Source organism: Streptomyces sp. AC558_RSS880 (genome assembly GCF_019049255.1).
In the GTDB taxonomy this organism is placed as follows: Bacteria; Actinomycetota; Actinomycetes; order Streptomycetales; family Streptomycetaceae; genus Streptomyces.
In genome coordinates this window covers 1-13,961 of sequence record NZ_JAGMUJ010000084.1, presented here as the reverse complement: position 1 = coordinate 13,961, position 13,961 = coordinate 1, and the positions used below count along the sequence as shown (strand labels likewise).

The following is a 13,961-nucleotide window of genomic DNA, read 5'->3' as shown; positions in this document are numbered from 1 at the left end:
GCGCTGTGTCCATGGGCTCAAGGACGTCCTGTTCGCTGCCGTTATCGTTTCGGCCGTCCGGGTCATACAGCGGGCAAACTCCCCGGCAGCGCCCACTGAGGGTGATGCCGAGCGAGGGCAGGATAGTGCTCGGGCAGCGAGGCGGCGTACGGTCGGCTGGGCCCGTTGTCTGTCGGCTTCACCGTCATGCCGCCGTCTCGTCGGCGCCGAGCATGCTGAAGTCGATGTCCAGGCGGGTGTCGTAGGCGTCGGGGGTGATGCCGAGCTCGTGGGTGGAGTACTCGCCGAACCGCTTGATGTGCTCGGTCAGGTATGGGGAGACTTGCGCGAGGTCGAGCGGGTCCACGGTCTGGCCCTCCGCCTGGAGCTCGCGCACTACTGGCCCCGCTTCTGCCGCCCGCTCCTGAGAGGCGCCGCCGGTATCCCGGACGGCTGCGTGTTCCTGACCGAGCGGGCCTCGCCGGCGTCATGTACGTGCTGCGGACTGGTGTCGCGTGGCGTGATGTTCCCGCGGAGACGGTGGGCTGCTCGGGTGTGACGGCCTGGCGCCGGCTGCGGGACCGGACCGAGGCCGGCGTGTGGCCGCGCCTGCATGCCGCCCTGCTCACCGAGCTGCGCCGCGCCGGCCTGCTGGACCTGGACGACTGCTCCGTGGACGGGTCGCATGTCCGGGCTCTCAAAGGAGGGATCACGTCGGCCCCTCACCCGTCGACCGCGCCTGCCCCGGCTCCAAGCACCACCTGATCGTCGACCGCCACGGAACCCCACTCGCCGTCACCCTGACCAGCGGCAACCGGCACGACGTCACCCAGCTCCTGCCGCTCCTCGACGCGGTCCCGCCGATCCGGGGTCTGCGCGGACGTCCCCGCCGCAAGCCCTGGCGCCTGTATGCCGACCGGGGCTACGACTTCGACAAGTACCGCCGTCTGCTGTGGAAGCGCGGCATCAAACCCCTGATCGCCCGACGCGGCGTCGCCCACGGCTCCGGACTGGGCAAGGTGCGCTGGGTCGTCGAGCGCGCCTTCGCCTGGCTGCACCAGTTCAAACGGCTCCGCACCCGCTATGAACGACGCGCCGATCTCCACCAAGGCCTGCTCGAACTGGCCTGCAGCCTCATATGCCTGCGCCGCCTGCGCACCTCATCCTGAAGCGATCAGCTGGCTACGCTGAACCATCCCGGCCGTACCTCGTCCAGAAGCGGTTGCAGGGACCGCACCGCGGTCCGCAGGTCCTGATCCGTGACGTCAAGAGGTTCCGGCAGGCTCAGCCCGTACCGGTGCAGCCGCCAGAGGTCGAAGATTTCGCTCCCGTCGGCTGCGAAGTCGACATCGACCTCAGTGCCGTTGTCGCTGACGAAGCGGCAGCCTGCGCCATGAACCGTGTAGGAGTAGGTGCCGATGCGCCCACTCCGGCTGATCCGGCGCGAATGGACCAGACCGAGGACAGCTGCAAGCCGCTCAAGCGAGGGGATCGCTGCCCTCATGGCCTCGCCAACCGCGTTCAAAGCGTCGACGTAACCGAGTACGAGGTCCCGCGCAGCCCCAACCCGTTCCATACGGCGTCATCCCCCCTGAACCCGTGACTGAAAGGATTGCTCCATGAGCCGCCAGCGTCTCCGCAGGACGGCATTCTGAAACGATCAGTTAGCCTGTCGTATAACCTCGTCTCCATTGAGGGTGGGGATGGTGCAGGCGGTTCTCGAATCCGTCAGGTATTCCGCTGTGTGCCAAGACCGCGGTGCGGAGTTGGAGTGCTGGGGAGTCCAGGCCCTGGTGGACAGCCGGTTGCGATGGGACGTTGAGTCATCCTGTTCCGCCTGTGGATTCTCGGTAGCCGTGTGCGGTGGCGACATGCCGGCCGAACGGCGGTATCAGATGCTCTCCGAGCATGGACCCGCGAGGCTGCAGGTGAGCAGTCCGCCGACGAAGACCGCCGCCATCATGCGCGTGCTGCGGGCTGAGCTCGGCGTTGACCTAATGAACGCCAAGGCTGTGCTGCGTCGTGTGTTGGACGGTGATTACTCAGGAACGCTTCCCGAGGTGGAGCGCCTGGCCCGCGCGCTTCGGGAGTCTGGCATCGCTGCTGCAGCTACTCGCCCTTAGCTTGACGTGCATCCAGTGCTGCTACTTGTGACGGTTACCGCGAGGTCCGGTCAGCCCTGTTCTCCGACGGTGCGTTCGCGTGCGCGGTGCTTGTTCTTCACGCCGATGGGCCGGCCTGGGCCAGCGGTGCTGAGTTTCGGTGCGCTGGCCGGCTGCGGGACCTTGCCGTGGAGGCGGCGAAATCCTCGGCGGACCCGTGCTGGGGTGAGACGCCCCTGACGTGCAGGCCGCTCCCAGGGTCTGCGGAGGTCTTCGGCCAGGGGCCGGGCCAGGCGGAGTTGAGTGTGGGCGGCGATGACGAGCCAGGTCCAGCGGCCACAGACACCAGGAGGTCGTGTCAAAGGCATTGGACGGGACGGTCGGGATCCGCGTGACCCTGTGAAGCGCGGGGCCCGGACAGGCCGGACCCCGCACAAGAGGGCGCTCACGATCCCTCGTACATCGTGCTCACGGATGGTCGAGCACCGTCCCCGTCAGCACCGGCCCGTCGGGCAGCGGCTCGGCGTCGTAGTCGGTCAGCGCGAGGCGCATCGACTCGGCCGGCTCGGCCACCTGGTCCCGCACGATCGGCACGACGAAGTCCACGCCGGTGCTCCCGGGCGGGATGTTCAGCCACACCCACAGGCTCGCGTCGGACAGCGGCCGCTCGGGATCGGGCACGTCACCGGACCAGTCCATGAGCCACTGCGGGTCCACGTCCTTGGTGGACAGCTCGGCGCCCTCGGTGACCGGAAGCACCCGCACCGGCTGCCAGATGTCCACCCCCGTGGGCGCATCCACGGACAACCGCCAGGTCAGCGTCTCCCCCTCGGTCACCCGGTCCGCGACCGGCGACAGGGTGATCACCGGCTCGGGGTCGTCGTCCTCGACGGTGAGCCCACCCCGGTGCTTGCCGACCACGGCGTTGTGGACGGCCTTGACGGCGATGTCGTGCTCCACGTCGTCGCCGTAGACCGTGTCGCCCTTCACCTCGACCGGCACGTCGATCGCGTCGCTGCCGGGCCGCACGGTCACGAGGCGGTTCTCGGTCCGGCCGCTGTCCGGGTCGAGGACGTACACGCGGACCTGCCCGCTGCCGTGCCCGGAGATCTCGACCGGGACCTGGTAGGTGCGCGTGCCCGAGTCGCCCTCCTTGACGATCGTGCGGCCCACGTCGACACGCGGCAGTGCGGCCGCCTTCACCGCCGAGGTGCCGGGCGCCCAACCCCAGGCGTCCATCAGCCAGACCTGCCCGGACTGCGAACGAGGCGTCAGCTCGAGGGACTTGACATGCCTGAGATCGAGCCCGGCCCGGGTCGCGGCCGACAGCGGGACGCGCAGCTCCTGAGCCCAGTACGAGGCGGTTCTCGCGGAGCCCGGGAGTCCGTCCACCCGGACCGAGCCCAGCGTCACCCTACGGTTGGAGGAGTCGGTGACGGACACGTCGAACTTCGTGCCGGTCGTGTTCGGCGGTACGAAGACCCGGAGCGCGAGCTTCTGGGAGTTGCGGAGGGAGAGCGGCTTGGCCGGAGTGATGCGCGCGGCCGTGCCCGGCACGGACCACTTCAGGTCCACCGCGCTGCGGCCTGTCTCCTGTTCCGTCTCCCACCACGCGAAGTGCGGTGACGATCCGGGGGTCTCCGGGTCCAGACAGGCCACTGCCGGGTCGGGGTCGATCGCCGAACACAGCCGGGCGCCGGTCACCTTCGTCCCGCCGTCCGGCAGGAAACCGCCGCTGCGGCGGCCGCCGACCGCGTGGGTCAGCACCCGGGCCGGGTCCGCGGACGGGGCCCGCTTGCCGGAACCGTCGAGCAGCGGACGCACCCGATCGTCCCCGGCGAGGAAGAGCCGGGCCGCGGCGGCGATGTACGTGGCGCCCGCCTTGTGCTGCTGGGCGGCGGTCAGCCGGGTCGCGGCACCCGGCGTGCACACCGGGTCCGGCTTCTCCGGGTCGGTCCCGAAGTCGTCCCCGGCCGGTGCGACGGCCTCACCCGGGGTCCACTCGCTGTTGAAGTAGTTGTGGTTGGCGCCGACCATGTAGACCGCGCTGTGCAGGGCCGTGCCCCGGCTGATCCCGCGCGTCCCGTCGACGAAGTTCTCGCCCTGCAGGTCCGACACGTCGCCGTCGCAGCCCGGCAGCAGCGTCACGGACGGCACATCGGCGACCGGGTTCTGGCCGAAGATCGTCGGCCCGATGAGCACGGTCCCGCGCACCTTCCAGCGCACCGGGCCCCGGTAGCCGTCCTCGGCGGCCGGCGGCGGGTAGAGGCTGTCCATGGCGGCCCGGTTGACGCCCTCGCCACCGCGTGAGTGGCCGATGAGCAGGACACGGGAGAGGTCCGCTTTTGCCGCCTCGCGTACGACGGCCGGGGCGGAGGAGCGATGGGCGGTCCAGTCGGCCCAGCGGGCGAGGTGCTTCCGTACCAGCGTGGAACGCGCCTGCGCGCCGCCGTCCTCGGCCCCCCAGTCCTGGGCGTTGATGCCGTTCGCCGAGATCGAGACCGTCACATAGCCCTGGGAGGCCAGCAGTTGCTGGTCGCGCAGGTAGCCCAGGTAGCTCGGGATCGGCTTGTAGCCGTCCGCACAGGGCCAGTCGCCGGTCACGTCGTCCTCGGAGCCCGGCTTGTAACAGGTGCCGTGGCGGCCGTGCAGGAACAGCGCGAGCGGCCGGCTGCCGGTGGCCCCCTTCGGCGCCACCACCTCGGCGGTCATCTCCACCGGGGTGCCGAACCCGGGCAGGCGCACCGGGTCGAGGTCGTACTTCCCGGTGACCGTGCGGTACGAGCCGGGTTTGCCCGGATCAACGCCGCTCGCCGGCGCCTGCGCGGGCATCCGTGGCACGCGCGAGCCGGACCTGTGCGTGTCGTCGGCCGCTGCGTCCAGTCGGCGCCCCGCGGCCATCACGTGAAGGTCCGTCAGCTGTTCGGGCGGCGTCCCGCCGAGGGCGAGCCGGAAGGTCTTCCCGTCCCTCGCCGGCTTCGGCGCCCCGAGCAGCCGGTCCCCAGCACGGAACTCGACTCGCGCATCCCCCATGGGCACGGCCTTTGGCGTACGCCAGACCAGCTCACGCGCCCCGCCCTCCCCGTCGATCCGCCACCCCGGCGGAAGCAGATTGTCGTCCGTCGTGCTCGACGGAAGCGATGTGTACGGCTGTTCGGCCTGTGCCAGTCCGGGCGAGCCCGCTAGGGCGGCCAGCACCGCCACGGCGGTCACACATATTCGCCGGGCACGGATCAATGGTCCTCTCCTCAAACCTCCGTGCGCAGACGTCCCGTCGGTCTCGGGCGCCCCTCGCGTCACCTAGGACGGGGGAGGGGTGTCTGTGGGTTGTCCGTGAGGAGACGCCGATGGCGGGCGAGCGATGCGATCAAGCCAGTGCAGCTGATCGTGTGCCGTTCAGGAATGCGTCGCTGCAGGTTGTAGGGGGTCTGGTGGTGCTCCTTGGCATCTGGGATCGCCTGCGTGACGGTTGGTCAGGGCTGACGTACAGGTGGTCGAAACCCTGGTTGACCACGCTGCGCCGGGCGATGGTGAACCGCCGGGCCTCCTCCACGGCCGCATCCGCTACGAAGGCGCCTTCGCCGTGCTCGACCGCGGCCACGCCCTCGCGCCGTGGCTGCTCGGCGACGCCACCCTCGCCGGCGCCTACAACACGGCTTACGAGCGCGTGTACCCCGGCGCGCTGACCGAACTGGGCATCCCCGCCACCGCCTTCTCGACCGCCGCCGCCTGGGCACGCCCGGCCGCGCCCGTGTACGCGGCGCTGCGGGACAGAGCCTTCTACGGTCCGCGCTATGACGATTCGGCCCCACGTCGCGAACATGCCGTACGTGCCTGAACAACCCGTAGACATCTGTCAGGCACGGTGCACTGAGAGATACACGCCTCATATGCCTGTCGCTCACCCGACACCCGAGACAAGGGTGTCTATCTAGAGGCCGAAGGGGTTCTGTGCAGTTCAGGAGCATGATCGACGGTGCAGGCGAGTAAGGCACGTAGCCGGCACCGGTTCGGTCGAACCGTTCACAGGACTCGGCCAGGCAGGGCCAGGGCAGTCAGCGTTTGGTGCGTCCGCGGACGGCGAGAACGGCGAGGGCGAGGAGAGCGGGTTCCATGAGGCGGGAGGCCATCTCGATGTAGGTGCCGGCGGTGGTCAGGTCCTGTCCGCTGGAGCGGAACACCACCGAGTTGAACGTGACGTTCAGGGCCTTCTCGAAGCGCTTGCCGGTGAACCGGTTCCCGGTGGGGTTCTGCGGGTCGTCCTTTTCGATCTCGAAGGTGACCTTGCCTCCGCCGGGCGGCACAGTGCCGGTCGCCTCCTGCTTCGGGTCCTCTTTCGGGAGCCCGAAGCCCATCGGCAACACGAGGGTGACGAGCATGGTGGCGGCGAGCCAGCCCAGGGCCCGCAGGCCGTAGCCGGAGAGTATCCAGTAGGCGTGCAGCAGTCCTCGTTCGGCGCGGGAGGTGGTGGTGCGGTCGTGGCGGCGCATCTCCATCTCGCCGTAGGAGAAGTCCGCCGCTCCCGGCTCGTTCTTGCCGTCCTCGAACGCCTTGCGCAGCGCCCGGTACACCGGCGCAGCTGCGTCGGCCCGGCGCGCCCGGCGCCGAGCACCGCCACGTTCCAGCCCCGGACCGCCACCGGCCGGCTCGCGTGCCAGTGGTGTTCCTCGGCGAGGGTGCGGCGCTCGGTGAACCACACCGGGCGCCCGTGCCGCCCGTGCATGCCGGGCGGGACCGCGTCGAAGGAGCAGGAGCCCTCCAGCCGCACCTGGTCCAGGTGCACCGTCCCGGTGAACAGGCACCCTGACAGGTCGACGTCTGCGAGGACTGGATGCGCTGCGTCCACCCCACGCAGCGAGGCCATCCGCACCGCGGCGTCAGGCTCACCAGCGAAGGCCTGTTTCTACCGGCCGTCCGTCGGGGAACACGAAGGGGGTCGGCCTCCGCGGAGATGGTCAGGGGGTACTCGAAGACCGCGTGGGCGAAGTCCACCGTGGCGTAACGCAGCCGGATCTCGGCCGTGGACAACCAGCGGGTCCGCCGGCACTCCAGACGGCGCGTGGCGAACGAGAGGGTCGCCGGACCGTTTGAACACCGCCCCGGACAATTCCACCCGTCCAGCGCACACCAGCGGCCCGGGGTTGACCCACCGCTCGAAAACCGCCGACTCGAATCCGGCGGCGTCCTGGAAGGTCGCCAACCCGGACTTGGTCTCGCCGAGGCGGGCGTGTCCGGTGGCGGGGTCGCGGAGGGCGCCGAGAAACTGGCCTGGCAGGCCGCCGACCACGACCGCCCCGACCGCACCCTTTACGTCTCCCTTTACGTCTCCGAGGTGACCCTCACGATGCTGTGGCCGTACGGCCGGGACCCGGACGGCACACCGACGCGCCGTTGGCAGTGATCCAAGGACTACCGGCCCGCGTGCGCCTCCGTCGATGAGTCGAAGGCTTTTTGACGAACCGGCAGGTGTTCAGGCGGCTCGGAGGATAGTGCGGATGGCTTCCGCAACCGGCAGAGCGAAGGCAGCCAGGAGGCGCAGGTCGAGCGGGACGAGAAGGAGAGCATCAGCTCGCCGCGGGTCCTCGCCGTCCTCGCACGGGGCGTCTGCCGACGAGGGGGGCGTGGGCGTTGCTATGTCGTTTCGCCGGCGTCCGTGACCATGCGGACGAGGGTGTCGACGAGTTCGTCGGCGGTGGTGTGCCACTTGGCTGTGTCGAGGTGGCCGCTGAGCTCCATGCCCGCGATGCCGTGGGCGCTGGTCAGCAGCAGGGCGCCGTAGTGCCGTGCGTTCCGCTCTCCCGCGAGGGCGGCGACGATGTCCAGGAACTCGTCCTGAAAGCGTTCGGCCGCGCGGTCGGCCACGGCCGGGTCGCCTTCCGGCCCGCACAGCTGACGCCGGATGCGATCCATCCCGTCACCGAGTTGCCCAGGAAGGTTCGCACGCCGCCTGAACAGCACCTGGTACAGGTGCGGCTGGTTCCGGCCGACGTCGATGAGGGCGCGGAGAGCGCCGCGCAGCTTCTCGGAGGCGGACAGGGCCTGGTCGGTCCGAAGGGCGTGCACCTGGTCGCCGATCCGTTCCCAGCTTTCGGCCGCGACGGCGGTCAGCAGGCTGTCCTTGCCCGTGAAGTGCCGGTACGGCGCTCCCCGGGTCACGCCTGCCCGCGCGCCCACCTCGCGCAAGGTGACCGCTTCGGGGCCGCCGAGGTCGAGGAGCTCGGCGGCCGCGTCGAGCAGAGCGCGGCGGGTGGCGGCGGCGGACTCGGCACGGGTGGTCATGACGCCCATCATACAGTTGACAGCGTCATCCGAACCGGTACCGTAGCCAAGGTGACAACGTCATCTGAAACCCAGAAGCTGATCGTCGTAACCGGAGCCTCAACGGGCATGGGCGCGTCAGCCGCCCGCGAACTGGCTCGCCGGGGATTTCACGTCCTGGCCGGCGTGCGACGCGACCGTGACGCCGACGCCATCCGATCGACCGGCATCGAGCCGGTCATCCTCGACATCACCAACTCCGAGCAGGTGGAGGCACTCGCCGCGCGGGTCGCCGATGACCCGCGCGCGCTGCACGCGCTCGTCAACAACGCCGGCGTCCAGGTGAACGCCCCGGTCGAAGCCCTGCCGATGACGGAGTGGCGGCGGGTGTTCGAAGTCAACCTGTTCGGCCACATCGCCGTCACCCAAGCGCTCCTGCCCGCGCTGCTGCGCAGCAAGGGCCGTGTGATCAACATCAGCTCGGTCGGCGGCAAGTTCGCCATGGCCACATACGGCGCGTACGCCGGCGCGAAGTTCGCCCTGGAGGCGGTCAGCGACTCGCTCCGCCGGGAGGTCGCTCCGCTGGGCGTACAGGTGGTCGTGGTCGAGCCCGGCGGCGTCCGCACGGAGATGGCTGCCCGCGGGGTCGAGACGGCGAACCACCTGGCTGCCCGGATGACGCCGGAGCAGGACGAGCGTTACGGCAGCCTGGTCCAGGCGAACAACAAGCTGATGACCTCGGGCACTGCCTCAGGCCTGACCGCCGACGCCGCCGCCCGGGTCATCGCGAGGGCCGTGACGACGCGCAGACCGCGCACCCGCTACACCGCCGGCCGGGATGCCGCCCTGATCATGCGCCTGGGTCCGATGCTGTCCGACCGCACGCTCGACCGCGTCCTCGCCGCCAACCTGCGCCGCCACTACCCGAAGGGAGCCGTCGGCCGACGAGGACTCCACGCACGGCTCCGTCCCCTGTGGTGCGGCCACCGGTGAGCTCACAGTCAACGGATGCACCGGCACGGCTGGTCCTGGCAGTCGCCTGCCCGCCGGGTCCTGGAGCGCGACGAGCACGCGGTGGAGCTGTGGAAGAAGGACGTGCGGCCGCAGGCGGAATGACCGCGGCGGCGCTCGGGGCCTTCCTCGTCTTCGAGGACGAGGCGGGGTTCGGCATGACCCCGCCGCAGGCCCGCACCTGGGGCCGGCGCGGACACACGCCGGTGGTGCGGGTGCGCGGCCGGCCCTGGCGCCGCTACTCGATCGCCGCGCTGTGCTGCTACCGGCCGGGCGAGCCCTCCCGGCTGATCCACCGGCCGCGTCGGCACCGTAAATACCGGGGCAGGGGACGCGACAGCTTCGCCGGCGAAGGCGTCCAGGACCACCGCGCAGTACACCTTGCCCTCCGTCGTGGGGTGTTCGGTGATGTCGGTGACCCACAGCTGGTTCCGGGCGTGACGGGTGAAGTTGCGTTCCACCGGGTCGGCGGCCGACGGTGTCTGCGGCCTGGGCCGCCGACGGGCGCGGTTGCCCGGCAGGCCGTGCAGGCCGGCCCGCTGCATCAGCAGTTCCACGGTGCCGTGGTGCACGTGGATGCCCAGGCCCAGGGCGAGCTCGGTGATGCGCTTGCGGGCCGCGGCCGGCTCAGCCTGATCGCTGCTGGTGGTGCCGGGGATCTGCCCGGTGTCGATCAGGTGCCGGCGGCGCCAGTTGTAGATCGTCTGGTCGCTGACGCCCAGGAGCTGGGCGGCCTCGGCGACCTTGCGGCCGGATGCGACAAGGTCGAGGACCCGGCGGCGGAACTCGGGCGGGTAGCTGCGGGGCATGACGGCCTCCGGATGCTGCTGGATCGGTCAATTCTCCAGCAACCTGACTCCATCAGACCCGGGGCAGACCACCTACCAAACCCGGAACGGTTCAGCTTCGGCTGCCCCGACATCGCGAACACGACCTTGGTGAGGTACCCAGTCGCCCAGTAGTCAGGAAAGTGTCCTTTCTGTATGCCGCCGTGGCCGTGCCACCCAAGCTGATCAGTCGAGAGCGTGTGCGCGGCAGGTCCGCAGAATCTCGTCGGACAGTTCGGGCTGGACCTGGCGGACCGCTCGGGCGAGCACCATCGCCCCGACCAGCCTGCTGAGCAGCAGCACCGCCCGGTCCCGTGCCTGCTGTGGGGTGATCTCCCCGTCCTGCTCATGGGCGAGTTCTGCGGCGAAGCCCGCGAGGTACCCTTCCACGCCGGCTGCGTACGAGCGCTGGATCGTGTCGTTGTGCCGCCCGGCGTCGATGACCAGGGAGGCGGAGGGGCAGCCGCCGTCCGGGGCGTCGCGGTGGGCGACCGAGAGATAGTCGTCCACCACTCGCCTCAGCGGTGGGCCGGCGGAATCGTCTCCTTCCTCGACGGCCTGCTCCAGGACGCCCAGAGACGCCGCGAATGAGGCGTTGCACACCTCGGCGGCCAGGTCGTCCTTGGATGCGAAGTGGTTGTAGAAGCCGCCGTGGGTCAGGCCCGCTTCCTTCATCAGGTCTGCGATCCCGACGGCGTCGATGCCCTGCGAGCGGAACATGCGCCCGGCCGCCTCGACGATGTTCTGCCGATTCCTGGCCTTGTCTTCCTTGGTGATCCGCGGCATGCCCGCCCTCCCGCCTCGACTGTGATTGACCTTTTCAAGGTTACCCCTCATCATTGTTTTAATGTTGTCCATCATTAAAACTTGAGCGGAGGAGCCATGCGCACTGTGGTGCACACCCGGCAGGGGGAACCTGCCCAGGTACTCAGGCTGCGGGAGGAGCCCGACCGGCCGCGCCCCGACGCCGGGGAGGTCCTGGTCCGCATGCTGGTCCGGCCCGTCCATCCGGGCGACCTGGCCGGTGTTGAGGCACCGGTGGGGCCCACGGAACAGCAGCCGGAGGCCCGGACCCCCGGGGTGGAGGGGATGGGCGTTGTCGAGAGCGTCGGGGTAGACGTGCACACGCTGCGTCCCGGTCAACGCGTGGCCGTCTTCCCGGCGCCGGGGACATGGGCCGACTTCGTCGTGGTCGCAGCGGACCGGGCCGTGCCTGTGCCGGATGAGGTCAGCGACGAGACCGCGGCCCTGATGCTGGTCAATCCGCTGACGCTGCTCATGCTGTACCGCGCGCTGGACAGTGCCCTGCGCGGTCAGAAGGGCTCCGTCGTGCAGACGGCCGCCGGTTCCTCCGTCGGCCGACTGGTCAGCGCGGCCGCAGTCCGGCACGACCTGCCCCTGATCAACCTCGTACGCAGCACATCCGGTGCTCAGAGGATGCGAACGCTGTACCCCACCCTGCCCGTCATCGCGACCTGCGACGACGACTGGCCGGAGCAGGTCCGCCACCAGGCCGGCGACCGGGGCGTTCGAGTTGTCCTCGACTGCGTCGGCGGTGCCATGACCCGGGACCTCGCCGAGCTGCTCGCCGACGGCGGCACGTTGATCTCCTACGGGCAACTGGGCTCCGGCACCACCCCGCTGGAGAGGCTGCCACTCGTCCAGCGGGCGCTGACCGTGCAGGGCGTGACCGTGTTGCACTGGATGAGCCGCACCCCGAAGGAGCGGGCCCAGGACGTCGCCTTCGCCCTGGACCTGGCCCGGAACACCCCGGATCTGCTCGAAGTCGCGGCCAGCTACGACCTCGCCGACTTCAAGGCGGCCATCGAACACGCCCGCCGCCCGGCCAAGAGCGGAACCGTCCTGCTCACCACACCCCAGGCGACCGACTCCGGGCACGGGGCCGCCTGATGAAGATCGGAACGCTCGGAGCCGGAACCATCGCCCAGGCCATCGCCCGGCACGCGATCCGCCACGGCCACGAGGTCGTACTCAGCAACAGCCGAGGACCCGCCTCCCTGGCTCCGCTGGCTAGGGACCTCGGCGCACGCGCGGCAGCCGCGACTCCTGCCGAGGCTGTCGCCGCAGACCTCGTCGTGCTCGCGGTCGGCTGGCCGCAGGTACCCGACGTCGCCGCCCAACTCCCTTCCCTGGACGGGACCGTCGTCATCGACGCCACCAATCAGTTCGACTCCCCTTCCCCGAACGCGAAGATCGCCGATCTGGGCGATCTCACCGGAAGTGAATACGTGGCCTCCCTGCTTCCCGGCGCGCGCGTGGTCAAGGCCTTCAACGCCCTCTTCGCGCAGTTCATCGCACCCGATCCCCGCCACGAGGCCGGGCGTCAGGTGTTGTTCCTCGCCGGCGACGACGCGGACGCCAAGAACACCGTGAAAGGCCTGGCCTCCCAGTTCGGCTTCGCGCCCGTCGACCTCGGAACGCTGCGCGAGGGAGGCCGCCTCATCCAGCTCGGCGGGCCCCTGTCCGGCCTCCACGCCCTCAAACAGGACTGATCCCACCCACCTGCTCGTACTCCTCGTCTCCGCGAGGAGCACCCTCCTTCACGAAAGAGATCCTCATGTCCGACCCGACTTCGGCATCCGGCACCCAGCCCCTCCTGCAGCCCGTTCGGCTGGGCGCGCTCGAGCTGCCCAACCGCGTCGTCATGGCTCCCATGACCCGTGCCCGGGCCACCAATGCGGAACTGGCCCCCACCGCCCTGCACGCCACCTATTACACGCAGCGCGCCAGTGCCGGCCTGATCATCAGCGAAGGAACCTGGGTCAGCCCGGACGCGATCGGCTTCATCAACGTCCCCGGCATCTACACGGAGGCTCAGACCGCCGGCTGGGCCAAGGTCACCGAATCCGTGCACGCCGTGGGAGGCAGGATCATCTCGCAGATCGGCCACCTCGGCGCCGTCTCCCATCCCGACCACCTCGGTGGCCGCCTCCCCGCCGGTCCCTCGGCGATCAACCCCCGGGAGATGTCCTTCACTCCCGACGGCCCGAAGGACACGGTCACGCCCCGCGCCTTGACCGCGACGGAGATCGCCACCACGATCGACTCCTACCGGCAGGCCGCCGCCAACGCTCTGCGCGCCGGCTTCGACGGCCTGGAGATCCACGCGCAGGCATCCCACCTCGTGGCCCAGTTCCTCAACCCCCGCCTGAACCAGCGCACCGACGCCTACGGCGGCAGCAGTGAGAAGCGGGCCCAGTTCCTGTTCGACGTCGTGGATGCCGTCAGCAGCGTGTGGGGCAGCGACCGCATCGGCGTCAGACTGTCCCCCTACTGGCGTCGCGAGCCGGCCTTCACCGCGGACGCCGAGATACTGGCCGACTACGACCTGCTCCTCAAGCGCCTCAGCGACACCGACCTGGCCTATCTCCACCTCCTGGGGCCGGAACCCCGCACGGACACCGACGACACCTTCACCGCGTTCACCCGCTTCCGCACCCACTACCGCGGTGCCGTCATCGCCAATCTCGGCTTCACGCAGGCGACCGGCAACGAGCTACTCGGACGAGAGTTGGCTGACGCGGTTTCCTTCGGTGCTCCCTTCATCGCCAATCCGGACCTCGTCGATCGGTTCACCCACGGTCATCCTGTCGCCGTCGGCGACCGCGACACGTACTACGCCGGTGGTGTGGAGGGATACACGGACTACCCCACCGCGACCGGGTCCTACTGAGTTTTTCGTTAGTTCTGTGGTGGTGGGGGCTTCGGCAGTGTGAGCATGATGGTGTGTCTTCCAAGCCGCAGGATGCTGTTGCTGATGTCT

14 protein-coding genes and 2 pseudogenes are annotated in these 13,961 nt (G+C 69.8%); 8 read left to right on the top strand and 8 right to left on the bottom strand.

Going from position 1 to position 13,961, the window contains the following annotated elements; genetic code table 11:
• Positions 1 to 184 precede the first annotated feature (184 nt).
• A complete protein-coding gene (locus KUM38_RS24875) occupies positions 185 to 376 on the bottom strand; it encodes a Tn3 family transposase (RefSeq protein ID WP_308409036.1) in 192 nt (63 codons plus the stop codon).
• Between KUM38_RS24875 and KUM38_RS24870 the strand changes: the two genes are divergently transcribed.
• Positions 313 to 1,148 (top strand): IS5 family transposase gene (locus KUM38_RS24870; protein ID WP_374227074.1). Its coding sequence is split into 2 segments (ribosomal slippage): positions 313 to 688 and positions 688 to 1,148, totalling 837 coding nucleotides; the frame shifts between segments, so codons are not numbered across the junction. The genes KUM38_RS24875 and KUM38_RS24870 overlap by 64 nt on opposite strands.
• 5 nt (positions 1,149 to 1,153) lie before the next feature.
• Here KUM38_RS24870 and KUM38_RS24865 read toward each other — a convergent pair.
• From KUM38_RS24865 to KUM38_RS24860, 3 genes and pseudogenes are all read right to left on the bottom strand, one after another.
• Positions 1,154 to 1,555 carry a hypothetical protein gene (locus tag KUM38_RS24865; RefSeq protein ID WP_217131841.1) on the bottom strand — a complete coding sequence of 134 codons (402 nt, stop codon included), beginning with the start codon at positions 1,553 to 1,555 and terminating at the stop codon, positions 1,154 to 1,156.
• A 597-nt stretch (positions 1,556 to 2,152) separates the two neighbouring features.
• Positions 2,153 to 2,446: pseudogene (locus tag KUM38_RS42115) on the bottom strand (transposase); the annotation flags it as partial.
• A gap of 103 nt (positions 2,447 to 2,549) precedes the next feature.
• Positions 2,550 to 5,318, bottom strand: a complete 2,769-nt coding sequence (locus KUM38_RS24860) for a hypothetical protein (RefSeq protein WP_217131839.1) — start codon at positions 5,316 to 5,318, stop codon at positions 2,550 to 2,552.
• A gap of 253 nt (positions 5,319 to 5,571) precedes the next feature.
• On the opposite strand from KUM38_RS24860, the gene KUM38_RS24855 reads away from it, so the two are divergent.
• The gene (locus KUM38_RS24855) at positions 5,572 to 5,919 is read left to right on the top strand and encodes a hypothetical protein (RefSeq protein ID WP_217131837.1); all 348 of its coding nucleotides are present in this window, start codon (positions 5,572 to 5,574) and stop codon (positions 5,917 to 5,919) included.
• A 217-nt stretch (positions 5,920 to 6,136) separates the two neighbouring features.
• Here the strand turns inward: KUM38_RS24855 and KUM38_RS24850 are convergent, their stop codons facing one another.
• Complete coding sequence (locus KUM38_RS24850) at positions 6,137 to 6,652, bottom strand: hypothetical protein (RefSeq protein ID WP_254397711.1); 516 nt, start codon at positions 6,650 to 6,652, stop codon at positions 6,137 to 6,139.
• Positions 6,653 to 7,308: 656 nt separating this feature from the next.
• On the opposite strand from KUM38_RS24850, the gene KUM38_RS24845 reads away from it, so the two are divergent.
• A complete protein-coding gene (locus tag KUM38_RS24845; protein WP_217131836.1) occupies positions 7,309 to 7,482 on the top strand; it encodes a hypothetical protein in 174 nt (57 codons plus the stop codon).
• Positions 7,483 to 7,712: 230 nt separating this feature from the next.
• On the opposite strand, the gene KUM38_RS24840 is transcribed toward KUM38_RS24845, so the two are convergent.
• A complete protein-coding gene (locus KUM38_RS24840) occupies positions 7,713 to 8,360 on the bottom strand; it encodes a TetR/AcrR family transcriptional regulator (protein WP_217131834.1) in 648 nt (215 codons plus the stop codon).
• Positions 8,361 to 8,411: 51 nt separating this feature from the next.
• Between KUM38_RS24840 and KUM38_RS24835 the strand changes: the two genes are divergently transcribed.
• Together KUM38_RS24835 and KUM38_RS43670 are read left to right on the top strand one after the other, a co-directional pair.
• Positions 8,412 to 9,332, top strand: coding sequence for an SDR family NAD(P)-dependent oxidoreductase (locus tag KUM38_RS24835; protein ID WP_308409035.1), 921 nt, complete (start codon positions 8,412 to 8,414; stop codon positions 9,330 to 9,332).
• A 15-nt stretch (positions 9,333 to 9,347) separates the two neighbouring features.
• Positions 9,348 to 9,455 carry a winged helix-turn-helix domain-containing protein gene (locus KUM38_RS43670; RefSeq protein WP_374227084.1) on the top strand — a complete coding sequence of 36 codons (108 nt, stop codon included), beginning with the start codon at positions 9,348 to 9,350 and terminating at the stop codon, positions 9,453 to 9,455.
• Positions 9,456 to 9,955: 500 nt separating this feature from the next.
• On the opposite strand, the pseudogene KUM38_RS43665 reads toward KUM38_RS43670, so the two are convergent.
• Both KUM38_RS43665 and KUM38_RS24825 read right to left on the bottom strand, forming a co-directional pair.
• A pseudogene (locus KUM38_RS43665) lies at positions 9,956 to 10,159 on the bottom strand (transposase); the annotation flags it as partial.
• Between the two features lie 204 nt (positions 10,160 to 10,363).
• Positions 10,364 to 10,963, bottom strand: coding sequence for a TetR/AcrR family transcriptional regulator (locus KUM38_RS24825; protein ID WP_217131816.1), 600 nt, complete (start codon positions 10,961 to 10,963; stop codon positions 10,364 to 10,366).
• A gap of 96 nt (positions 10,964 to 11,059) precedes the next feature.
• Here KUM38_RS24825 and KUM38_RS24820 point away from each other — a divergent pair, with 96 nt between their 5' ends.
• The 3 genes from KUM38_RS24820 to KUM38_RS24810 all read left to right on the top strand — a co-directional run bounded on the left by KUM38_RS24820 (position 11,060) and on the right by KUM38_RS24810 (position 13,871).
• Positions 11,060 to 12,088, top strand: coding sequence for a zinc-binding dehydrogenase (locus KUM38_RS24820; protein ID WP_217131814.1), 1,029 nt, complete (start codon positions 11,060 to 11,062; stop codon positions 12,086 to 12,088).
• The gene (locus KUM38_RS24815; protein ID WP_217131812.1) at positions 12,088 to 12,690 is read left to right on the top strand and encodes an NADPH-dependent F420 reductase; all 603 of its coding nucleotides are present in this window, start codon (positions 12,088 to 12,090) and stop codon (positions 12,688 to 12,690) included. Before KUM38_RS24820 ends, KUM38_RS24815 begins: the two co-directional genes overlap by 1 nt.
• Before the next feature lie 65 nt (positions 12,691 to 12,755).
• A complete protein-coding gene (locus KUM38_RS24810; protein WP_217131810.1) occupies positions 12,756 to 13,871 on the top strand; it encodes an alkene reductase in 1,116 nt (371 codons plus the stop codon).
• Positions 13,872 to 13,961: the final 90 nt, after the last annotated feature.